Annotated in this window: 18 protein-coding genes; 12 read left to right on the top strand and 6 right to left on the bottom strand. The window is 70.0% G+C overall.

Features of this window, described 5'->3' with window-relative positions; genetic code table 11:
• Positions 1-23 precede the first annotated feature (23 nt).
• The 4 genes from HF576_RS06610 to HF576_RS06595 all read left to right on the top strand — a co-directional run bounded on the left by HF576_RS06610 (position 24) and on the right by HF576_RS06595 (position 4,285).
• Positions 24-1,043, top strand: coding sequence for a VOC family protein (locus tag HF576_RS06610; RefSeq protein ID WP_168911911.1), 1,020 nt, complete (start codon positions 24-26; stop codon positions 1,041-1,043).
• Between the two features lie 64 nt (positions 1,044-1,107).
• Entirely contained in the window at positions 1,108-2,073 is a 966-nt protein-coding gene (locus HF576_RS06605) for a fumarylacetoacetate hydrolase family protein (protein ID WP_168911910.1), read from the top strand.
• Positions 2,074-2,123: 50 nt separating this feature from the next.
• Positions 2,124-3,260, top strand: coding sequence for an FAD-dependent oxidoreductase (locus HF576_RS06600; protein WP_168911909.1), 1,137 nt, complete (start codon positions 2,124-2,126; stop codon positions 3,258-3,260).
• Positions 3,257-4,285, top strand: a complete 1,029-nt coding sequence (locus HF576_RS06595) for an amidohydrolase family protein (RefSeq protein WP_168911908.1) — start codon at positions 3,257-3,259, stop codon at positions 4,283-4,285. The genes HF576_RS06600 and HF576_RS06595 overlap by 4 nt, the downstream gene beginning before the upstream one ends.
• Before the next feature lie 77 nt (positions 4,286-4,362).
• On the opposite strand, the gene HF576_RS06590 is transcribed toward HF576_RS06595, so the two are convergent.
• From HF576_RS06590 to HF576_RS06580, 3 genes are all read right to left on the bottom strand, one after another.
• Positions 4,363-5,595: an MFS transporter gene (locus HF576_RS06590; protein WP_168911907.1), complete on the bottom strand. Its 1,233-nt coding sequence runs from the start codon at positions 5,593-5,595 to the stop codon at positions 4,363-4,365.
• A gap of 153 nt (positions 5,596-5,748) precedes the next feature.
• Positions 5,749-7,371: a peptide MFS transporter gene (locus HF576_RS06585; protein ID WP_168911906.1), complete on the bottom strand. Its 1,623-nt coding sequence runs from the start codon at positions 7,369-7,371 to the stop codon at positions 5,749-5,751.
• A 123-nt stretch (positions 7,372-7,494) separates the two neighbouring features.
• Positions 7,495-8,898: an MFS transporter gene (locus HF576_RS06580; protein WP_168912113.1), complete on the bottom strand. Its 1,404-nt coding sequence runs from the start codon at positions 8,896-8,898 to the stop codon at positions 7,495-7,497.
• Between the two features lie 97 nt (positions 8,899-8,995).
• Here HF576_RS06580 and HF576_RS06575 point away from each other — a divergent pair, with 97 nt between their 5' ends.
• Positions 8,996-9,709, top strand: coding sequence for a GNAT family N-acetyltransferase (locus tag HF576_RS06575; RefSeq protein WP_168911905.1), 714 nt, complete (start codon positions 8,996-8,998; stop codon positions 9,707-9,709).
• A gap of 9 nt (positions 9,710-9,718) precedes the next feature.
• On the opposite strand, the gene HF576_RS06570 is transcribed toward HF576_RS06575, so the two are convergent.
• A complete protein-coding gene (locus HF576_RS06570) occupies positions 9,719-9,943 on the bottom strand; it encodes a hypothetical protein (RefSeq protein WP_168911904.1) in 225 nt (74 codons plus the stop codon).
• 2 nt (positions 9,944-9,945) lie between these two features.
• Complete coding sequence (locus HF576_RS06565; RefSeq protein ID WP_168911903.1) at positions 9,946-10,752, bottom strand: SDR family oxidoreductase; 807 nt, start codon at positions 10,750-10,752, stop codon at positions 9,946-9,948.
• A gap of 213 nt (positions 10,753-10,965) precedes the next feature.
• Here HF576_RS06565 and HF576_RS06560 point away from each other — a divergent pair, with 213 nt between their 5' ends.
• From HF576_RS06560 to HF576_RS06530, 7 genes are all read left to right on the top strand, one after another.
• Positions 10,966-11,898, top strand: coding sequence for a cyclase family protein (locus tag HF576_RS06560; protein ID WP_168911902.1), 933 nt, complete (start codon positions 10,966-10,968; stop codon positions 11,896-11,898).
• Positions 11,899-12,216: 318 nt separating this feature from the next.
• Positions 12,217-13,350 carry an o-succinylbenzoate synthase gene (menC, locus tag HF576_RS06555; protein ID WP_168911901.1) on the top strand — a complete coding sequence of 378 codons (1,134 nt, stop codon included), beginning with the start codon at positions 12,217-12,219 and terminating at the stop codon, positions 13,348-13,350.
• Between the two features lie 123 nt (positions 13,351-13,473).
• Complete coding sequence (locus HF576_RS06550) at positions 13,474-14,379, top strand: hypothetical protein (protein WP_168911900.1); 906 nt, start codon at positions 13,474-13,476, stop codon at positions 14,377-14,379.
• 34 nt (positions 14,380-14,413) lie between these two features.
• On the top strand, positions 14,414-15,766 hold the full coding sequence (locus HF576_RS06545; protein WP_168911899.1) for an alpha-hydroxy-acid oxidizing protein: 1,353 nt from the start codon (positions 14,414-14,416) through the stop codon (positions 15,764-15,766).
• A gap of 134 nt (positions 15,767-15,900) precedes the next feature.
• Positions 15,901-17,256, top strand: coding sequence for a TrkH family potassium uptake protein (locus tag HF576_RS06540; protein WP_168912112.1), 1,356 nt, complete (start codon positions 15,901-15,903; stop codon positions 17,254-17,256).
• A 61-nt stretch (positions 17,257-17,317) separates the two neighbouring features.
• On the top strand, positions 17,318-17,950 hold the full coding sequence (locus tag HF576_RS06535) for a potassium channel family protein (RefSeq protein WP_343234181.1): 633 nt from the start codon (positions 17,318-17,320) through the stop codon (positions 17,948-17,950).
• A gap of 125 nt (positions 17,951-18,075) precedes the next feature.
• A complete protein-coding gene (locus tag HF576_RS06530) occupies positions 18,076-19,461 on the top strand; it encodes a glycine--tRNA ligase (protein WP_168911897.1) in 1,386 nt (461 codons plus the stop codon).
• 97 nt (positions 19,462-19,558) lie between these two features.
• Here HF576_RS06530 and HF576_RS06525 read toward each other — a convergent pair whose 3' ends face one another.
• Positions 19,559-21,055, bottom strand: a complete 1,497-nt coding sequence (locus HF576_RS06525) for a flotillin family protein (RefSeq protein ID WP_168911896.1) — start codon at positions 21,053-21,055, stop codon at positions 19,559-19,561.
• Positions 21,056-21,096 lie beyond the last annotated feature (41 nt).

The following is a 21,096-nucleotide window of genomic DNA, read 5'->3' as shown; positions in this document are numbered from 1 at the left end:
AATGGCTTCCGAAAGGATCGAAGATGATCAAACTCCTGTCCCATCTGTCGTACGTGGCGATCACGTCGCCCGATGTCGAGGCGTCCGTCCGCTTCTACGAGGAGCAGGTCGGGCTCACCGTGGTCGACCGGATCGACGGCGCCGTCTACCTCCGCTGCTGGGGCGACTACTACGCGTACTCGGTCGTCGTCGTGCCGGGCGACGAGCCGTCCCTCGAGACCATGGCCTGGCGCACCTCGAGCGCGGAGGCGCTCGAAGAGGCGGCGAAGCGCATCGAGGCCGCCGGCGTGCAGGGCGAGTGGCTCGAGAGCGTGCCGCACATCGGCCGGGCCTACCGTTTCGTCGGGCCCTTCGGCCACTCGATGACCCTGCACTGGGACGTCACCCGGCACCAGGCCTCGCCCGAATCGGCGTCGACGTACCCCGACCGCCCCGAGAAGCGGTCGAAGGTCGCGGGCGCTCCGCGCCAGCTCGACCACGTCACCATCGCCACCAGCGACGTCGACGCCTTCGTGCAGTGGTACGTCGATGTGCTCGGCTTCCGCTTCATGGCCCGCACGGTGCTCGACGAGGCGCCGATCTCGGTCTTCTCGGTGCTCACGACGAACGAGAAGTCGCACGACCTCGGGGTCGTTCTCGACGGCTCGACCCGCGCCGGTCGCGTCAACCACTACGCGTTCTGGGTCGACACCCGCGAGGAGCTGCTCATCGCCGCCGACGTGCTGATCGAGAACGGCATCCCCATCGAGTACGGCCCGTCGATCCACGGCATCGGCGAGCAGAACTTCCTCTACTACCGGGAGCCCTCGAGCCTGCGCATCGAGCTCAACACCGGCGGCTACCGCAATTACGTCCCCGACTGGGAGGCGAACACGTGGAAGCCGTCCCAGGGGTCGAACAACTTCTACCGCAACAGCAGCATGCCGATGTCGATGACCGAGTCCTTCCCTCCCGCCGACGGTCCGAGCGCGACCGAGGAGGGCGTGCCCGACGAGATCAAGGACGCACTGTTCAATCCCTACGCCAAGCACGGCCAGGGCTGACAAGACCCGGCGGGGGCGGCCGGTCGACCGGCCGCTCCCGCCGCACCACACTTCAGGAGATTCCATGACGACGACGTCGCACGGTCCGGACGCCCCCTTCGCCCTCGCCCGCTTCCGGCAGCGCGATTCGCCGCGTCTGGGCCTGGTCGCCCGTGACCGCATCCGCCCCTTGACGCCCGAGGATCTCGGCGCGGCATCCCTCAACGACTTCCTCGCCGATGCCGCCTGGGACCGCCTGGCTGCGTTGGCGGAACAGGACGGCGAATGGATGCCGCTGGCCGGCGTCACCCTGACGGCTCCGGTCGAGCCGCGCCAGGTGCTGCAGACCGGCGCGAACTACCGCCAGCACGTGATCGAGCTGGTCGCCGCGGGGCTCACCAACAGCACCGACCGCACCATCGACGAGGCGCGCGAGGCTGCGGCGAGGATGATGGACGACCGCGCGGCCCACGGCGAGCCGTACTTCTTCATCGGCCTGCCCGCGTGCGTCGTCGGCGATGACGTGCCGCTCGTCCTCCCCGGCTACAGCGAGGTGCACGACTGGGAGCTCGAACTCGCCGTGGTCATCGGCCGGGAGGCGTTCCGGGTCTCGCGCGAGGAAGCCCTCGACCATGTCGCCGGCTACACGATCGTCAACGACATCACGACGCGTGACCTGGTGTTCCGCAAGGACATGAAAGAGATCGGCACCGACTGGTACCGCGCGAAGAACGCACCCGGCTTCCTGCCGACAGGGCCCTTCCTCGTGCCCCCGCCGTTCGTCGACGGCTCGAACCTGAACGTGCGTCTCGAGCTGAACGGCGAGGTGATGCAGGATGCCTCCACCAGCGATCTGCTGTTCGACATCCCGGCGCTGGTCTCGGGGGCGTCGCAGACGATGCCGCTGCTCCCCGGGGACATGCTGCTGACCGGCAGCCCGGCAGGCAACGGCCAGCATTGGAAGAGGTTCCTGCGCGACGGCGACGTGATGACGGGAACCATCGAAGGTCTCGGCACTCAGGTCGTCCGCTGCGTCGCGGAGACCGGCTGACGGCCGCCCGGTACGAAGCAAGCATCCCGAAAGAACAGAGAGGTTCTGACATGACCGCCGTACGCAAGGTCGCCGTCATCGGCGCGGGAGTCTCGGGACTCGCCGCCGCCATCCAGCTCGCGAAGGCGGGCGTCGAGGTCGATGTCTTCGAAGCGAAGCCCGAACTGAGCGCGCTCGGCTCCGGCATCTCGCTGCAGGGCAACGCCCTGCGAGTCTTCGACGCCCTCGGAGCGTGGGACGACATCCGCGCCGCCGGGTACCCGTTCGAGGGGCTCAACCTGCGGGCTCCCGGCCCGGACGCCCCGATCGTCGCCGAGCTGCCCGACATCAAGACCGGCGGGCCGGACTACCCCGCGGGGATGGGGATGCCGCGTCCCGCGCTCGCGCGGATCCTGCTGGCACACGCACGGAACGCAGGCGCCGACGTCCGCTTCGGGTCGAAGCTCTCCGGCCTCGAGACCGGCTCCCCGGACGCGGTCGAGGTGATTGTCGACGGCCGGGGCGCGGGGGAGTACGACCTCGTCATCGGCGCCGACGGCCTGCACTCGACAGTGCGCGACCTCATCGGCATCGAGCAGAAGCCGCAGCCGACCGGCATGGGCATCTGGCGGACCTTCGTCTCGCGTCCGGCCGACGTCGTGCGCAGCGAGCTGTACTACGGCGGCCCGGTCTACATCGCCGGCTACACGCCGACCGGCGACGACACCATGTACGCGTTCCTCGTCGAGAAGGCGCAAGACCGCTTCGCCGTCTCCGCGGAGGAGGCCACTCGCATCATGCTCGACGAGTCGCGCGCGTACGGCGGCCCGTGGAACTCCATCCGCGCCGATCTCGAGAAGGGCGCGCGCGCCCACTACACGTGGTTCACGCAGCACCTGGTGACCGCGCCCTGGAACCGCGGCCGGGTCGTGATCGTCGGGGATGCCGCGCACTCGTGCCCGCCGACGATCGCGCAAGGCGCGGCGCAAGGTCTCGAGGACGCCCTCGTGCTCACGGAGCTTCTCACCTCGAGGGATGCCGTCGATCAGGAGCTGTGGGAAGAGTTCCACACACGGCGCCTGCCGCGTGCGCAGGCAGTGGTCGAGGCATCCGTCCAGCTCGGCCAATGGCAGATCGACGGCAACCGCGACGCGGACGCCGGCGGTCTCATCTTCGGCATCGCTCAGAAGATGGCGCAGCCGGCATGAGTGACAGCACGACGGCCAACGGCATCACCGACGTCCACGCCCATCTGCTGCTGCCTTCGGTGCACGCGGAGGTGGAGAAGCGCGCGCCCGAGCTGGTGGCCGAAGCCGCTGCCCTCGAACGCCGGCGCAGCGGTGCCGAGAGCATGAGGGTATCCGGACCCATGGTGGGGGCGCGCATCCCGAAGCTCACCGACGTGCGCGAGCGACTCGCCGCGATGGATGCCCAGGGCGTCCGGACACAGTGGGTCAGCGTCTCGCCGAACCACTTCTACCCGTGGGCGCCGGAAGGCCTCGCGGTGTGGGTCGCGGGTGAGACGAACCGGCTGATCGCCGAGCACGTCGCCCAGGCGCCGGACCGCCTCGTCGGTCTCGGCGTCGTTCCGCTGCAGCATCCGTCCCGCATCGTCGAGTATCTGGACGACGCGGTGCTCGGACGCGGCCTCGCCGGCGTCGAGATCTCGTCGTTCGCGGGGGACGTCGAACTGTCGGATGAGCGCCTCGAGCCCCTCTGGGCGCGCGCGGCCGAGCTCGGCTGCGTCGTGTTCCTCCACCCGTTCGGCTGCAGTCTCGACGAGCGGCTCGACCGGTTCTACCTCTCGAACACGGTGGGGCAGCCGGTCGAGAACGCTGTGGCGCTGTCGCACCTGATCTTCGCCGGGGTGCTCGACCGGCACCCGGGGCTGAAGATCGTGGCTGCGCACGGCGGCGGGTATCTGCCCACCGCGATCGGCCGTTCCGACCACGCGTGGCGTGTGCGGCCCGACGCGCAGGGCTGCGCGCACGAGCCGTCGAGCTACCTGAAGAAGATCTGGTTCGACACCGTCGTGCACGATGCCGGTGCCCTGCGGCATCTGATCGAGGTCGCGGGTGCGTCGCAGGTCGTGCTCGGCAGCGACTTCCCGTTCGACATGGGTCTGGACGACCCGGTGGCCTTCGTGCGCGCGGCCGGCCTGACCGACGAGGTGGCCGATCGCGTGCTGGCGGGCAATGCCGAGGCGCTGCTGCGCACCAGGGTGCGCGCATGAGGCTCATGCCGGACTGAGCTCCGCGCAACGAGAGAGGGCCGGATCCCGTCAACGGGATCCGGCCCTCTTCGTCTGCCTCAGTGGGTGGCGGGCGCCGGCTTCGCGGCGCGCCGCATGGTGAGCGCGAGCACCACGGCCACGACGGCCGCCGCGATCCCCACCGCGCCGACGGCGACGGGCAACGGGGCACCGGTCGCGCCGGTGATCACGCCCATGATGATCGGGGTGACGAACTGGCCGAAGAAGAACGACGCCGTCCACCAGCCGGTGGCGCGGCCGCGCTCCTCGAAGCGGGTGCGCGACACGACCCACGTGACCAGCGACGGCAGCAGGATGCCGGAGCCGAAGCCCACGATGATCGCGCCGATGAGCACGCCGACGAACCCACTGAACAGCCAGACCACGATCATGCCGACCGCCTGCAGACCGAAGGCGAGAGGGAGCAGCACCGCGGTACCTCGGCGTGCGATGCGCGGGAAGGTGAGCGCGCCGGCAGCCGTCGCGAGGGAGGCTATGGCCGCGACCAGACCGATCGTCGCCGTGTTGTCGGCGGCGACTCCGGTCGCGACGACGAGGTAGCTCACCTCGATCACCATGACATAGAACGTGAAGCCGCCGAAGACGGTGACCACGAGCGGAAGCCCGAGGATCCGCCACGGGACCCGTGCCTTCTCGCCGGCCGTGATGTGCGCGTCGGTGGGGTCGCCACGACCCGGTTCCCACAGCGCGAAGATCATCACGACCGCGATGGGAGCGGCGATCGCATAGATCCAGAAGGGCGCGTGCCAGCCGGCCGAGCCCACGGCGCCGCCGAGTGCGATGAACAGGGTCGCGCCGAGCGTTGTCGCGACCGTCTGCAGGCCGAGGTACTTGTTGCGCCGGCGCTCCTCGTGGAAGTAGTCGACGATGAGCGTCGTGCAGACGGTCATGATGGCGGCTTCGAAGACGCCGACGAACGCGCGGCTGATGAGGATGCCGGTGAGGCTGTCGATCCACGCCGGCACGGTGCCCGCGATGGCGTATGCGAGCATCGCGACGATCAGCAGGTTCTTGCGCCCCAGCCGGTCGACGATCTGTCCGGCGAACGGCGCGAAGATCGCGATCATGAGGGCCGGGATCGCCACGATCATCGGCACGAGCACGTCGGCGCCCGGCTGATCGCCGAAGTGCTGCGAGAGCTGGGGCAGGACGGGCGTGATGAGGACCGACCCCATCACGGGCATGCAGCTGCCGGCCAGCAGGAGGGCCGCCTGCCAGGCTCCGGCGCGTCGGGTGGACGTCTTCTCGACGTCGAGAATGGGCTTCGTCATTGAATCTCCTTCGACTCACCCTCATTGAAGGGCGTCGAAGGGCATCAGCGAAGACCGATTAGGTTATCGCGCTCATCGATGCCGGTTATGGCCGGGCCGCGGCATCCGCTCTCGCACACTACCTACTGGGGCCCCGCTCCGGACCTCCAGGCGCTAGCGCACGCCCTTCATGAGTGCGAGCACCGGCTTGACCGAGAACCACAGCGCGATTCCGAGACCGATCGAGATGAAGCCGAGGATCGTGAAGTACGGCACCTCGTTCTTGGGATCGTAGAACTGCGCGAGCCAGCCGGCGATCGACGTGCCGAGCGCGACCGACAGGAAGTACAGCGCCACCATCTGCGTGTGGAAGCGCTGCGGCGCGAGCTTGGTCGACGCCGACAGGCCAACGGGCGAGATGAAGAGCTCGGCGATCGTGAACACCAGCAGGATGCCGACGATCGCGAGGAGCGGCGTGGAGTTCGCGGCGCCGTTCGCCCACGGGAGGAAGAGCAGGAACGCGATGCCCATGATGATGGCGCCGAGGGCGAACTTCACGGGGGTCGAGGGCTGACGCGTGCCCATCTTGGTCCAGATCGCGGCGAAGACTCCCGAGAGGATGATGACGAAGATCGGGTTGATCGAGTTGACCCACGAGACCGGCATCTCCCACCCGAGGATGTTGCGGTTCAGCTGCTGGTCGGAGTAGATCGTCAGCACCGTGAACTGCTGCTGGTACAGCGACCAGAAGCCGACGTTCACGATGAACAGCGGGATGAAGGCGAAGAGGCGTGAGCGCTCGACCGCGGTGATGGCGCGGGATGCCACGATGACCGCGAAGTACGCGACGGTCGCGGCGAGCGTGACGATGATCACGATGCCGGCGAGGTTGTCGGCGCGGATGACACCCACCAGGACGAGGGCAGCGATGACGACGAGCCCGCCCACGGCGATGCCGACCACGAGCAGCCGGCGGTTCGCGGGCAGCGGGTTGGGCACGATCCGCGACGAGGCGGGGAGCTGCTTGCGGCCGAACGAGTACTGCAGCAGTCCGAGCGCCATCCCGACGGCAGCCGCGGCGAAGCCGGCGTGGAACCCGACGGACGACTGGAGTGCGCCGGTGACGATCGGGCCGAAGAACGCGCCGAGGTTGATGCCCAGATAGAACAGCGAGAAGCCGGCGTCGCGGCGTGGATCCTTCTCGGCGTACAGCGTGCCGACGACCGAGGTGGCGTTGGCCTTGAGCCCACCGGAGCCGACCGCCACCAGCACCAGGCCGACGCCGAGGACCCACACGTTGGGCAGCACGGCCAGCCCGATGTGTCCGAGCATGATGACGATCGCGCTGTAGAACAGCACGCGCTCCGAGCCCAGCAGGCGGTCGGCGACCCATGCGCCGAGGATCGTCGAGAGGTACACGGTGCCGCCGTACGCGCCGACGATTCCCGTCGCGACGGCCTGGTCGATGCCGAGGCCGCCCTCGGCGACCGTGTAGTACATGTAGATGAGCAGGATGCCCTGCATGCCGTAGAAGCTGAACCGCTCCCACATCTCCACGCCGAACACGTGCGCGAGCGCCCACGGCTGGCCGAAGAACCTGGTGTCGTGGTCCGACTCGTCATCGACCGCCGTGGCGGTGGTGGCCGCGGCATCCGTTCCGCTCGCCTCTGCCGCCCGCTGCCCGGCGCGCGTCGACGCGTACGGCTCGCCCGCCGCCGTGGCGCCTTCGGGCGGCCCGACCGGCATCTGCTCGGGCTCGCGCTCGTCGTGCCGATCCCCGTCGTCTCGCCGATTCATGCGCCGCTCCTGTCCCCCGTGACAATGACGTCAGGCTAGCGGCCCCATCGGTCCCACGTCAGTAGGGGGCTCGCCTGTCACGATCCGCGCCCGGCGCTCAGCTGATGTCCGAGGTTCGCGACGTCACTCCGGGAGGGACGGATGCCGCTCCTCCGGCGCGCGCCGGGACGGGATGAACAGGGCGATGACCAAGGCGATGATCGCCGCGGCGCCGCCGAGGATGAGCGACACCGTGAAGCCCGTCGACGTCGGAACCGGGACGCCCTCGAAGTCGATGGCGTAGCTGGCCAGCACCGCCCCGATGACGGCCGCAGCGGTGCTCGTTCCGAGCGAGCGGAACAGCGCGTTCAGCCCGTTCGACGCGCCTGTCTCACTCTGCGGCACCGAGCGCATGATCAGCATCGGCATCGACGCATAGCCGAAGCCGATGCCCGCCCCGATGAGGATGTTCGCGACCACGAGGTGCCAGACCTCGGAAGAGAACAGCAGGGTGAAGCCGTACGCCACGATGAGCGAGACTGCGCCCAGGAGCAGCAGCAGCTTGGGGCCCGTGCGCTGCGCGATGCGCCCGGCGATCGGGGAGAGCAGCATCATCACGATCCCCGACGGCATCACCACGAGACTCGCGGCGAGCAGCGACAGCCCGAACCCGGCGCCTGTCGCGACCGGCAGCTCGAGCATCTGCGGATAGACGACGTTCGATGCGAACAGCGAGAACCCCATCGCGACCGACGCGATGTTGGTGAGCAGCACCGCCGGTCGCGCGGCGACCCGCAGGTCGAGGAGCGGCTCGGGGATTCGCAGCTCGAACCACCCCCACAGCAGCAGCACCACAACCCCGCCGAGTCCCGACACGAGCACGGCGGGCGAGGTCCATCCCCACTCGTTGCCACGCGAAATCGCGAGCAGGACGCCGACCAGACCCACCGCCAGCCCCGCCGCGCCGATGAAGTCGAAGCGTCCGGCCGTGCGCAGCACGCTGACCGGCACCACCCACACCACGAGTCCGAACACCACGACCCCGAGGCCCGCGGCCAGCCAGAACAGCACGTGCCAGTCGCTGCGCTCGGTGACCACGGCGCTGATCGGCAGTCCGAGAGCGCCGCCGACGCCGAGCGTCGCACTCATGAAGGCGATGGCAGAGTCGACGCGGTCCTCGTGCAGCACGTCGCGCATGATCGAGATGCCCAGGGGCACGACGCCCACGATGGCGCCCTGCAGCGTCCGCCCCACGATGATGCCGACGATGCCGGGCGAGAACGCCGCGATGACGGAGCCGACGACCATGACGGCCACCAGCACCAGGAGGATGCGGCGCTTGCCGTACATGTCGCCCAAGCGCCCCGAGATCGGCGTGATGACCGCGGCCGCGAGCAGCGTCGAGGTCACGACCCACGCGGTGTCCTCCCGGCTGGCGTCGAGCAGCTCGGGCAGTTTCGACTGGATCGGCACCATGAGCGTGAACATGAACGACGAGCACAGCCCCGCGATCGCCAGGACCGCCACGATCGCGCCCTGCCGAGGCATCCGGGTGAGTCGTCTTCTCGCGTCCTCGTCCCGATCAGCCATCCGTCCAGGCTATCGGCGCCGTGAGGGAGAGGCTCTGCGGGTGCAGACTTGGGGGATGGCCGATACAGCGACTCCGCCGGGCATCGGGATCCGTCCTCTCGACACCGTCGAGGAGGTGTTCCGCGCCTCGGAGGTGCTCGCCGCGGTGTGGGGCAGCGACCGCGGCGGTATGCCGCCGAACCTGCTGCGGGCCCTCGCCCACGCCGGCAACTACGCCGTCGGCCTCTACGACGGCGACCGCATGGTCGGGGCATCCGTCGCCTTCTTCTCCGCGCCCGCCACGCGATCGATGCACAGCCACATCACCGGGGTGCTGCCCGACCACCAGTCGCAGGGGCTCGGGCGGGTGCTCAAGCAGCACCAGCGCGAGTGGGCGCTGGCCCGCGAGGTCGGGCACATCACGTGGACGTTCGATCCTCTCGTCGCCCGCAACGCGCACTTCAACCTGCGCGTGCTCGGCACGCGCGTGACCGAGTACCTCGTGAACCACTACGGCCCGATGGACGACGGCGTCAACCGCGGCGACGAGACCGATCGCATCATGGTGTCGTGGGCCCTCGCGGCGCCTCCCGTGCCGACCCCGGCAGCCGAGCGCGTGGTCGCGTCGGTCGAGATTCCGCACGACATCGAGGCCCTCCGGAGGGAGGCGCCGACGGATGCCGCGGCGTGGCGCGTCCGCGTACGCGACGAGCTCGGCGCGCACCTGGCGCAGGGCCTGCGGATCGGCGGCTTCGACGACACGCGCGGCTACCTGCTCGTCCGCGACTAGAGGGCCGGCTCAGGCCTCGGGATCCTTCGTGGGATCGCCCGGCCTCACGTCGGCGTCGTCGCGGATGTCGATCCGCGTCACGCCCGGCCTATGCGTCACGTCGATGCGCGGGTCGGCGTCGGATTCGACAGCGCCGGGCGCGGCCAGCAGCTGGTCGCGGCGCTTCTCCTCGTGCGTCATGCCGGTCGTGTCGTCCGGCGACTGTTCCTGGCCGGTCTGTCGCTCGCTGTCCATCGTCATCCCTCTCGCCACGAGTCGTCGGTCAAGTGCGACCCTGCCTGCGGTCCCATCTGCAGCATCCCGCCGTCCACACTCCAGCTCGCACCTGTGACATAGCTCGCCGCGGGCGAGGCGAGGAACGCGATGACGGCCGCCACCTCTTCGGGCTTGCCGGGCCGGCCGAGCGGGATGCCGGGGCGGTGGGTGTGCTCGGCATCCTCGGACTCCATGCGGTTGATGGGGGTCGCGATCTCGCCCGGAGCGACGGCGTTCGCGGTGATCCCGTGCTCGCCCAGCTCTTGCGCCATCGTCGCGATGAGTCCGCCCAGGCCGTGCTTGGCGGCGACATAGGCCGCCGAGCCGACGCGCGGCTGCGTCTCGTGCACGCTCGTGACCGCGATGAGGCGCCCTCCGCGGCCCGCACGGACCATGTGCCGGGCGGCGGCCTGCAGCCCGGCGAACGCGCCATCGAGGTTGAGCGCGACGATCTGCCGCCAGTCCGCGATGCCGACATCGAGGAACGGCCCGCCCGATCCGCCGCCGGCGTTGTTGACGAACACGTCGATGCCGCCCAGCCGCTCGATCAGCTCGTCGAGCGTGGGGCCGACGCGGTCGAGGTCGGTGGCGTCGAACCGCGCCACCTCGGCCGTGCGCCCGCGTTCGCGGACGGCCTCCGCGGTGCGCTGAGCGCCGTCTTCGTCGGAGTGCCACGTGATGCCGACGTCGAGGCCCGCGTCGGCGAGGGCGAGCGCGGTCGCCTGACCGATGCCGGAGTCCGAGGCGGTGACGATCGCGCGGCGGGGTGCGAAGTCGAAGGTCTCCATGGCCTCGACGCTAGGCGTGCCTCGCCGCCGTCGGCACGGGGTTGCCAACGCACCCTGGAGCGGCTATCGCGGGGCTCCGCCGGGCGGAGAAGTGCCGCTCCGCCGGGCGGAGGATGGCGTAGCGGGCGGAGGATTTCTGCCAGATGCTCCGGCATCGGCGCCAATGTCCGCCGGGCGGATGATCAGCGATCGCCCGGACCATAGTCTGGCGCCATGCCCGCCGACACCGACTACCGCGCCCACTTCGACTTCGACATCCGCTTCGCCAACGGCGGGGGCCTCGCCGGCACCGGCTTCCGGCTCGACCTGCCCTCGGCCGACCTCGGCGAGGCAGAGGTCGCGACCCTGCTGATCCAGCATCTCGGGCTCGCGCTGGTGGACGAGGTCGAGCTGCGCGGCCTGCGCATCGTCGAAGAGCCCCACCGCGGCAGCCGCGGGGTGGAGACGGTCCCGGGCGCGCCTACGGCATCGCGTCGCGTCGTCGATCTCAGCCACCCGATCCGCGCCGGGCTCGTGACCTACCCGGGGCTTCCCGCGCCCACGATCACGCCGCATCTGACCCGCGAGGACTCACGGGCGCGCTACGCGCCCGGCACGGAGTTCGCGATGGACGTGATCACGATGATCGGCAACACCGGGACGTACCTCGACTCGCCGTTCCACCGCTACGCGCAAGGCCCTGACCTTGCCGGTCTCGACCTGGCGTCGCTCGTCGGCCTGCGCACCGAGGTGTTCCACCTGGAGGACGCGTGGGATGCCGCGCGCCGAGGCATCCGTCCCGAGACGCTGGCCGATCGCGACGTGCGGGGCGCTGCCGTGCTGCTGCACACCGGCTGGGACCGCTGGTTCGGGCAGCCGGAGTACGGCACCGGTGCGCCGTTCCTGACGGGCGAGGGAGCGCAGTGGCTCATCGACGCGGGCGCGGTGCTCGTGGGCATCGACTCGCTCAACATCGACGACACCGAATCCGGGGGCGAGCGGCCCGCGCACTCGCTGCTGCTGGGCGCCGGCGTCCATGTCGTGGAGCACTTGACGAACCTCGGCGAGCTGCCGCCACGAGGTGCGCGCTTCACCGCCGCGCCGCCCGCCGTCGAGGGATTCGGCACGTTCCCGGTGCGCGCGTTCGCCGAGATCGACGGGCTCTGACCAGCCCGCACAGAACCTGCCATTCCGCCGACGTATCTGGCGGACATCATCGTGCTCCTCCACTCCGAACAGAGGAGGAGCGCCATGCGCGAGCACATCGAGACACTCATCGCCTCATTGGGCGGTGCCCGACCGGCAGCACGTCGCGTTCCGCGTCGGCGGCGGCCCCGTCGCGCCCGGTCGACCTACGTGGTCGTGCCGCGCGAGGGGACCGGCCTGCGGTTCGCACACTGACACGTCGGATCGGCCGCGTGCTTGCCCGGCCGGTGCGCCGGGACGATAGTGCGCGACTCGAACGGCCCGGCGTACGCTGACCGCATGCCCATCGCCCGGCCCGCCGCATCCGTCGCCCTCGAAGGGTTCGAGCTGCGCGTGCTGCACCTGCCGCTGGTGTCACCGTTCACGACATCGTTCGGCACCGAGACCGTGCGCGAGGTCATCGTCGTGCGTGCCCTGACGTCGAACGGGGACGGCTGGGGCGAGATCGTCACGCAGGCCGACCCGCTCTATTCGAGCGAGTACACGCAGGGAGCGTGGGACGTGGCGCTGCGGTTCCTCGCGCCCGCCCTGCTCGATCGCCGGCAGCTGGCGCCGGAGGACGTCGCCGGCGTGCTCGAGCCTTTCAAGGGGCACCGCATGGCGAAGGCGGGGCTCGAGCTGGCGGTCCTCGATGCGGCGCTGCGCGCAGAGGGACGCCCGCTCGGCGAGTACCTGGGCGCGGTGCGCGATCGCGTGCCGAGCGGGGTGTCGGTCGGGATCCAGCACGATCCCGCGGCGCTCGTCAACACCGTCGCCGGCTATCTCGACGAGGGCTACGTCCGCATCAAGATCAAGATCAAGCCGGGCCGCGACATCGCCGACACCGCCGCCGTGCGGGACGCGTTCGGCACGATTCCGCTGCAGGTCGACGCGAATTCCGCCTACACGCTGGCGGATGCTGCGACCCTGGCCGAGCTCGACCGCTTCGACCTGCTCCTGATCGAGCAGCCGCTGCAGGAGGACGACCTCGTCGACCACGCCGAGCTCGCGCGCCGGCTGCGGACCCCGGTGTGCCTGGACGAGTCGATCGTGTCGGACAAGGCCGCGGCCGATGCGCTGGCGCTGGGCTCGGCGTCCGTCATCAACATCAAGGCCGGGCGCGTCGGCGGGTACCTGGAGGCGGCGCGCATCCACGACCGCTGCCGGGACGCGGGCGTGCCGGTGTGGTGCGGCGGCATGCTCGAGACCGGGATCGGCCGCGCGGCGAACGCCGCCCTGGCCGCCTTGCCGGGCTTCACGCTGCCCGGCGATGTGTCGGCGTCGAGCCGCTTTTACACGCGCGACATCATCACCGAGCCCGCGGTGCTCGAGGACGGCCACGTCCGCGTGCCGACCGGCCCCGGCCTCGGCATCGAGATCGACCCCGTCGCGCTCGAGGACTTCACCGTCGCGCGCGAGACGCTCGCTCGGTAACGCCTCGGAGCCGTCGTCATGCGCCTGAGTCGTCCGCAATTCAGTCTCCGCGCGGGCAAGGTGCCGCGACACGCGGTCGTTCGGGCTCGTTGGCGTGCGAAGGGACTGAGTTGCGAACGGGGGATGCCGTGTGCCCGCGCGGGGCGCGGCGTCGCGGTGCTGCTCGCGGGCGCACTCCTGCTCGCTGGTTGCGCGGTCGGCCCGACCGGGACGAGCGGTGCCCGGGGGAGGGGGAGCCCCGAGGCGACGACCTCTGGAGTCGCACCGACGCTGCCCGCCGGGGTCACCGTGGAGCTGGTGCAGCTGCGCGCCGACGTCGCGCCGCGACAGGCGCAGGTGCATGTGACGAACGGGTCGAACCAGACGCTGACGATCGGCGACGTCCGCGTGGAGGATCCGCGGTTCGACGGTCCCGCGACGCGGGTGGTCGCCGGTCGCACGAGCACGGTGCCAGCCGGGCGCAGCGTCGACGTGCGGGTGCAGCTGCCCGCCGTCGACTGCTCAGCACCCGAGGAAGGCGAGCCCGAGGTCATGCTCGAGCTCGTCGGAGAAGGCGAGGTGACGGCATCTGCGACCGACCCGCTCGGTTTCGTCGCGCCGCTGCACGAGCGCGAATGCCGGGAAGAACGACTGACGGATGCCGCAGCCCTGGCATTCACCGGATTCCAGGAGTCGGCACCGGGCGAGGCGGCTGTGCTCGAACTGACCGTGACTCCGACGGGCAAGGGGGAGGCGACGGTCGCCGGAGTGCAGGCGACGAACCTGCTCGACTTCGGGCCGGCGAGCGTCGACGGCGCGTATCCGCTCGACCTCCCCATCGCGGCGATCGGCACCGAGCCGATCGTCGTGAAGCTGCCGCTCGTGCCGTTCCGCTGCGACCCGCACGCCGTGCAGGAGGACAAGCGCGGCACGATCTTCGACGTGCGCGTCGTCGTCGATGGCGAGCCGGGCGAGATCGAGCTGTTCGTCGGCGACGAGCTGCGCGGCCGCATCCTGTCGTGGGTCGCCGCCTGGTGCGGCTTCGGCTAGTCCCTCGCAACACCTCGCCGCCTAGGCTGTGCGCATGGCTCAGCGCAGCGCCGGAGGCAATGTCGCCCCGCAAGATCCCGTCGCGACGTCGCGGGGCATCTCGCGCCGGACGCAGTCCGACATCTACCGGGCCGGCATCAGCGGTGCGCGCCCTCGCGTGCCGGTCGACGCCGACGCGCTCGAGGCGGCGGCCCGCAAAGCCCTCAGCGCCGAGGCATTCGCGTACATCGCGGGCGGAGCGGGAGCCGAGCGCACCGTCGCGGCCAATCGCGCGGCGTTCGGTCGATGGCAGGTGTGGCCGCGTCCGCTCCGGGATGTCTCTGAGCGCGATCTGTCGATCGACTTCCTCGGCGCGCGTCGCCCGACGCCGTTGCTGCTCGCACCTCTCGGCGTGATGGAGCTCGCGCACGCGGGTGCCGATGTCGCGGTCGCCCGGGCCGCGGCGTCCCTCGGCGTCCCGTACGTGCTGTCGAACCAGGCCTCCGTGCCGATGGAGGATGTCGCGGATGCCGCGCCGACGGTTCCGCGCCTGTTCCAGCTGTACTGGTCGGCCTCGGACGAGCTGAACGCATCGCTGCTTCGCCGGGCCGAGGCATCCGGATGCGAAGCCGTCGTCGTGACGCTCGACACGCACGTGCTCGGCTGGCGCACGCGCGATCTCGACCTGGCCTACCTGCCGTTCACGCGGGGACTCGGCATCGCCCAGTACACGAGCGATCCGGTCTTCCAGCAGCTCGTCCGTGAGCGGGTGAAGTCGCAATCGGCGGCCCCGACCGACGCCGCACCGGCGGTCAGGCTCACGCCCAAGACGGTGGTGGCCGGCGTGAGCATCGCCCGCAAAGGCGAGGCGCTGACCGGGTCGAGCAGCGTCAGAGACAACCTGCGCTCCCCGTTGCCGCGCGCCGCCGTCGAGACGTTCCTCGACGTCTTCTCGACGCCCGCCCTCACGTGGGACGACCTCGCGAAGGCCCGGCAGTGGACGAGCCTGCCGATTCTGCTCAAGGGCATCGTGCATCCCGACGACGCGATCCGGGCGCTGGACGCCGGCATGGACGGCATCTGGATCTCGAACCACGGCGGACGCCAGCTCGACCAGTCCGTCCCGACACTCGAGGTGCTGCCGACGATCGCCGACCGCGTCGCGGGGCGGGTGCCGATCGTGTTCGACTCCGGCGTGCGCCAGGGGTCCGACGTGCTCATCGCGCTCGCGCTGGGCGCGACCGCCGTCGCCCTCGGCCGCCCTTACGCATACGGCCTTGCCGTCGCAGGGGAGGAGGGGGCGCGCGAGGTGGTGCGCAACGTCCTCGCCGAACTCGACATCACCCTCGGGCTGTCCGGCCACACCTCGGTCACGGAGCTCGGACGCGAGGCGCTCCGGCAGGTCTGAACCCCGGCGGGATCCGCCACGCCGTGTGGATTTCGTGAGGATGACCGGGGCAGTGCCGTGAGGATTCCGTGAGGGCACGCCGGCGCCATGCCTCGCGCACCTAACGTGTCGGAGTGACTCGTCCTGCTCCACAGCTGCCCGCTCGCCGGCGCGTCACTTCGCGACCGTTCCAGCTGAAGCCTGCGCAGGCGGTCGTGGGCGGCTTCGCCGCAACCATCGCCGTCGGAACGGCGCTGCTCATGCTGCCGATCTCGCGGACGGGTCCGGGCGGCGCATCCTTCGTCGAGGCGCTCTTCACCGCGACGAGCGCCGTGTGCGTGACGGGTCTGACGGTCGTCGACACGCCGGTGTACTGGACCGGCTTCGGCCAGGCGGTGATCCTCCTGCTCATCCAGCTCGGCGGTCTCGGGATCATGATCTTCGCGTCACTGATCGGCCTGGTCCTGGCGCGCAAGCTGTCGGTCCGGTCGCGGCTGTATGCGGCGACGGAGGCGAAGGCCCCCGGCCTGGAGGATGTGCGCGGCGTCGTGCGGGGCATCGTGCTCATCTCGCTGACCATCGAGGCGGCCGTGTTCGTCCTGCTGTTCCTCCGGTTCTCAGTGCACTACGGATACTCGATCGGCGACGCCGCCTGGCACGGGCTGTTCCACTCCGTCTCGTCGTTCAACAACGCGGGCTTCGCGCTCTACAGCGACAACCTCATGCCCTTCGTCGCCGACCCGTTCATCTGCCTGCCGATCGCGGCCGCGGTCATCCTCGGCGGGCTCGGCTTTCCGGTGATCATGCAGCTGCGCAAGGAGTTCCGGCGTCCGCTGCACTGGGCGATGAACACAAAGATCGTGCTCGCTGCGACCGCCGTCCTCCTCGTGGCGGGCACCGTGTACATCGGCGTCATCGAGTGGAGCAACCCCGCGACGCTCGGACGGCTCGACCCGTGGGCTCGTGTGCTGGCGGCCTTCTTCCAATCCGTGCAGACCCGTACCGCCGGCTTCAACTCCGTCGACATCGGTGCCCTCCACGATGAGACCTGGCTGGGCATGGACGTGCTGATGTTCATCGGCGGCGGCCCGGCGAGCACCGCAGGCGGGATCAAGGTCACCACGTTCGCGGTCCTCTTCTTCATCATGCTCACCGAGCTGCGGGGCGAGGGCGCCGTCAACATCTTCGGCAAGCGGCTCTCGCGTGCCGTGCACCGGCAGGCGATCACCGTGGTCCTCATCGCCGTCGCGGCCGTGGTCGCCGGAACCGGCGCCATCATGCTGCTCTCCGGACAGAACCTCGATCGTGCGCTCTTCGAGACGGTCTCGGCGTTCGGCACCGTGGGGCTGTCGACCGGTATCACCGCGGACCTGTCCGATCCCGCGCGGATCGTGCTCGTACTCATGATGTTCCTCGGGCGGCTGGGGCCGCTCACCCTGGGATCGGCGATCGCACTCCGAGAGCGCCGCATCCTCTACGAACTCCCGAAAGAGAGGCCCGCAATTGGGTAGGTTTTCGCACTTCGGTGCCATCGATCGGTCTCGGCGCGTCGCCGAGGCAGGCTCCGTCGCCGTGATCGGCCTCGGGCGGTTCGGACGTGCGCTCGCCCTGGAGCTGATGGCCGGTGGGACCGAGGTCCTCGGGATCGACCTCGACGAGGATCTGGTCCAGTCGCTCAACGGAGAGCTCACGCAGGTCGTGCGCGCCGACTCGACCAAGCGGGAGGCTCTCGAGCAGCTCGCGGTCGAAGAGTTCGACCGGGTCGTCGTGGCCATCGGGGGCGACGTCTCGGCCTCGATCCTGACCTGCTCGGTGCTGCTGGCAATGGACATCCCGGCGATCTGGGCCAAGGCCGTGACCGACCAGCACGGGCTCATCCTCGAGCAGCTCGGCGTGCACAAGGTGATCTACCCCGAAAAGGACATGGGGCGCAAGGTCGCGCACCTGGTGCGTGGCGCTGCGCTCGACTTCATCGAGATCGCCGCCGGATACGCGATGGTCAAGGCACCGGCGCCGTCGTCGATCCAGGACGTGCCGTTGGGTGAGACCGGCTTGCGGCGCAGCCACGGCGTCACGGTCGCAGCCTTCCAGCATGCCGGCGAACCGTGGGACAACGCCGACAACCGCACCGTGCTGCACGCGGGTGACACGATCCTCGTCGTGGGCAAGACGCGCGACGCGGAGGCTTTCGCCCAGCTTCTCTGAACCGATGGACGGCCGCCGGCTCTGAGCGCCCCGGCGCGGGAGCAGGACGCGGATAGAATCGACGGATGCCGCGCTCGCGGCATCCCGCACCTTCGTGCAGCCCCCACCCGACCATTGGAGCCACCGTGGCCGAGCAGTCCCGCCTCGACAAAGTCATCGCCCTCGCCCGTCACCGCGGGTTCGTGTTCCAAGCGGGTGAGATCTACGGCGGATCCCGGTCGGCGTGGGATTACGGACCCCTCGGCACCGAACTCAAGGAGAACATCCGCCGCCAGTGGTGGCAGACGTTCGTCCGCGGTCGTGGTGACATGGTCGGCCTCGACTCGTCGATCATCCTGCCCAAGCGCGTGTGGGAGGCATCCGGTCATGTCGCGACCTTCACCGACCCGCTCGTGGAGTGCCTGCAGTGCCACAAGCGGTTCCGCGCCGACAACCTCATCGAGGACTTCGAGGCGCGCAAGGGCCGCAAGGCCGAGAACGGGCTCTTGGATGTCCCGTGCCCGAACTGCGGTACGAAGGGCCAGTACACCGAGCCCAAGGCGTTCTCAGGGTTGGTGAAGACCTACCTGGGTGTCGTCGACGACGAGTCCGGCCTCTACTACCTGCGGCCCGAGACCGCGCAGGGCATCTTCGTGAACTTCGCGAACGTCCTCACCGCCTCGCGCAAGAAGCCGCCCTTCGGCATCGGCCAGGTCGGCAAGGCGTTCCGCAACGAGATCACGCCGGGAAACTTCATCTTCCGCACGCGCGAGTTCGAGCAGATGGAGATCGAGTTCTTCACCCCACCGGCCGACGCCGACGAGTGGTTCAAGGCGTGGGTCGAGGACTGCTGGAACTGGTTCATCGACCTCGGCATCGACCCGGCCAACATGCGCCGTTACGACGTGCCCGAGGATGATCGCGCGCACTACTCGGCGGGCACGATCGATGTCGAGTACCGCTTCGGCTTCCCCGGCAAGGAGTGGGGCGAGCTCATGGGCGTCGCCAACCGCACCGACTACGACCTCTCCAGCCACGCCGAAGCTTCCGGCCAGTCGCTGTCGTACTTCGACCAGGCATCCGGCGAGAAGTACGTGCCGTACGTGATCGAGCCGTCGTTCGGGCTCACCCGCGCCATGATGGCGTTCCTCGTCGATGCGTACCACGAGGAGGAGGCGCCCAACGCGAAGGGCGGCACCGACACCCGGACGGTGCTCAAGCTCGACCCGCGCCTGGCGCCGGTGAAGGCGGCGATCCTGCCGCTGTCGCGCAACGAGCAGCTGTCGCCGATCGCGCGCGAGGTGGCGGAGGATCTCCGCGGCGAATGGAACGTCGACTTCGACGACGCCGGTGCCATCGGCCGCCGCTACCGCCGTCAGGACGAGATCGGCACGCCGTTCTGCGTCACCGTCGACTTCGATTCGCTCGACGACCGCGCCGTCACCGTGCGCGACCGCGACACCATGGGCCAGGAGCGTGTCCCGCTCGAGGGCCTGCACGCCTACCTCGCGGAGCGTCTCAAGGGCGCCTGAGCCTCCGCGCCGCGGGAGCCGCCGCGCGGACGGCAGCCGCAGCGGCGCGGGCCGACGGGGCCGGCGCGACGGCTCCGTCAGTGCCGGGCGGCCGCGATCAGTCGGTGCCGCCCAGTGCGCCGGTCGCGGTCTTGGCGCCGTCGCCGGCGACAGCCTCGGCGCCCACGGCCTTCAATGCGAAGGCCTGCATGAGGGTGTTGAGGTCGAGCCCGGTGAGGTTCTTCACCACCTCGGTGCCCTCGCCGAGCACCTTGCCCACGGTCTTGGTCATCTCGGACGCGCCGTCGGTCGAGATGACGGTGAGCTTGTCGATCGACGCGATCGGCTCGGCGGCGGCGCGCACGATATCGGGCAGGCGCGAGATGATCTCCTGCGCGAGCGCGGCCTCGCCGTACTTCTGCAGCGCCATGGCCTTGGCATCCGTCGCCGCCGCCTCGGCGAGGCCCTCCGCCTGGATCGCCGAAGCGCGCGCCTCACCCTCGGCCTTGACACCGGCGGCCAGAGCGACCTGCTTGTCGCGCTCGGCCTCACCTGAGAACCGCACGGCGGTCGCCGCCGCTTCGGCATCCTGGACGGCGGCCACCTTGTTCGCCTCGGCGATCTTGGTGCGCTTGTAGGCGTCGGCCTCGGTCGCGGCGTTCGCGGCGTCGCGCAGTGCGGTCGCACGCTGGACCTCGGCGTACGCCTCGGCCTCGGCGGGCTTGCGGATCTCGATGTCGAGGCGCTCCTGGGTCACCAGCGCCTGCTCGGTGAGCGCCTCGCGCTCCTGCATGGCGACGAGCTTGTCCTGCTCGGCGGTGGCGAGCTGGCCGGAGGCCTGCGCCTCCGCGTTCGCACGGTCGGTCTCGGCCTTGATGATCGCCTGCTTCAGACTCAGTGCCTTCTGGCGCTCGGCGATCTGCTCGGCGGCCTCGATCCGGGCGAACTCGCTGGCCCGCGCGGCCTCGGCCTCGCTGATCTCGGCGACCTGACGGGCGCGTGCGGCTTCGGCGCGACCGAGGTTGGCGAGGTAGTCGCTTCCGGGCGTCGAGATGTCGCTGATGTTGAGCAGGTCGACCTGAAGGCCCTGCTCCACCAGGTCGGTCTTGGTCTCGGCGACGACGCGGTCCGACAGGCCCTTGCGGTCCGAGATGATCTGCTCGATGGTCATGTCGCCGATGATCGAGCGCAGCGAGCCTTCGAGCGACTCCTTGATGATCTCGGTCAGGGCGCCCTGCTGCGACAGGAATCGCTGGGCCGCGCGGCGCACACCGTCCTCGGTGCCCGAGACCTTGAAGTTGATCGACGCCTTGATGGCGATCTTGATGCGGTTCTTGTCGACGCCCTCGACGGTGATGCCGATCTGGCGCTGCTCGAGGGAGATCGAGAAGCCCTGCTGAAGGATCGGCCACACGAACGTGCGTCCGCCGATCACGACGCGCTGGCCGGTGCCCGTCTCGCCCGGCGCGGGCCTGCCGGCCCCGCGGCCGACGATCACGAGCGCTTCGTTGGGTGGAACGCGCCGGATGCGGCGCGCGATGAAGGTGATGAGGCCGAGCACCGCGATGACGAGGGCGACGACTGCGATGACCTGGATGAGGGTCGAATCGAGCATGGGTGACCTTCCGGATGCCGGGCGGCCCGGCGGATCGAGGG

Source organism: Microbacterium salsuginis, assembly GCF_012524205.1.
Taxonomy (GTDB): domain Bacteria; phylum Actinomycetota; class Actinomycetes; order Actinomycetales; family Microbacteriaceae; genus Microbacterium; species Microbacterium salsuginis.
The sequence above is the reverse complement of the archived record's forward strand: the minus strand, read 5'-3'. Positions and strand labels throughout refer to the sequence as shown.

Bases quoted from the DNA above. Each gene is read 5' to 3' on its own strand.
- HF576_RS06610 (WP_168911911.1), top strand. From the start codon at position 24: ATGATCAAACTCCTGTCCCATCTGTCGTACGTGGCGATCACGTCGCCC.
- HF576_RS06605 (WP_168911910.1), top strand. From the start codon at position 1,108: ATGACGACGACGTCGCACGGTCCGGACGCCCCCTTCGCCCTCGCCCGC.
- HF576_RS06600 (WP_168911909.1), top strand. From the start codon at position 2,124: ATGACCGCCGTACGCAAGGTCGCCGTCATCGGCGCGGGAGTCTCGGGA.
- HF576_RS06595 (WP_168911908.1), top strand. From the start codon at position 3,257: ATGAGTGACAGCACGACGGCCAACGGCATCACCGACGTCCACGCCCAT.
- HF576_RS06590 (WP_168911907.1), bottom strand. From the start codon at position 5,595: ATGACGAAGCCCATTCTCGACGTCGAGAAGACGTCCACCCGACGCGCC.
- HF576_RS06585 (WP_168911906.1), bottom strand. From the start codon at position 7,371: ATGAATCGGCGAGACGACGGGGATCGGCACGACGAGCGCGAGCCCGAG.
- HF576_RS06580 (WP_168912113.1), bottom strand. From the start codon at position 8,898: ATGCCTCGGCAGGGCGCGATCGTGGCGGTCCTGGCGATCGCGGGGCTG.
- HF576_RS06575 (WP_168911905.1), top strand. From the start codon at position 8,996: ATGGCCGATACAGCGACTCCGCCGGGCATCGGGATCCGTCCTCTCGAC.
- HF576_RS06570 (WP_168911904.1), bottom strand. From the start codon at position 9,943: ATGGACAGCGAGCGACAGACCGGCCAGGAACAGTCGCCGGACGACACG.
- HF576_RS06565 (WP_168911903.1), bottom strand. From the start codon at position 10,752: ATGGAGACCTTCGACTTCGCACCCCGCCGCGCGATCGTCACCGCCTCG.
- HF576_RS06560 (WP_168911902.1), top strand. From the start codon at position 10,966: ATGCCCGCCGACACCGACTACCGCGCCCACTTCGACTTCGACATCCGC.
- menC (WP_168911901.1), top strand. From the start codon at position 12,217: ATGCCCATCGCCCGGCCCGCCGCATCCGTCGCCCTCGAAGGGTTCGAG.
- HF576_RS06550 (WP_168911900.1), top strand. From the start codon at position 13,474: ATGCCGTGTGCCCGCGCGGGGCGCGGCGTCGCGGTGCTGCTCGCGGGC.
- HF576_RS06545 (WP_168911899.1), top strand. From the start codon at position 14,414: ATGGCTCAGCGCAGCGCCGGAGGCAATGTCGCCCCGCAAGATCCCGTC.
- HF576_RS06525 (WP_168911896.1), bottom strand. From the start codon at position 21,055: ATGCTCGATTCGACCCTCATCCAGGTCATCGCAGTCGTCGCCCTCGTC.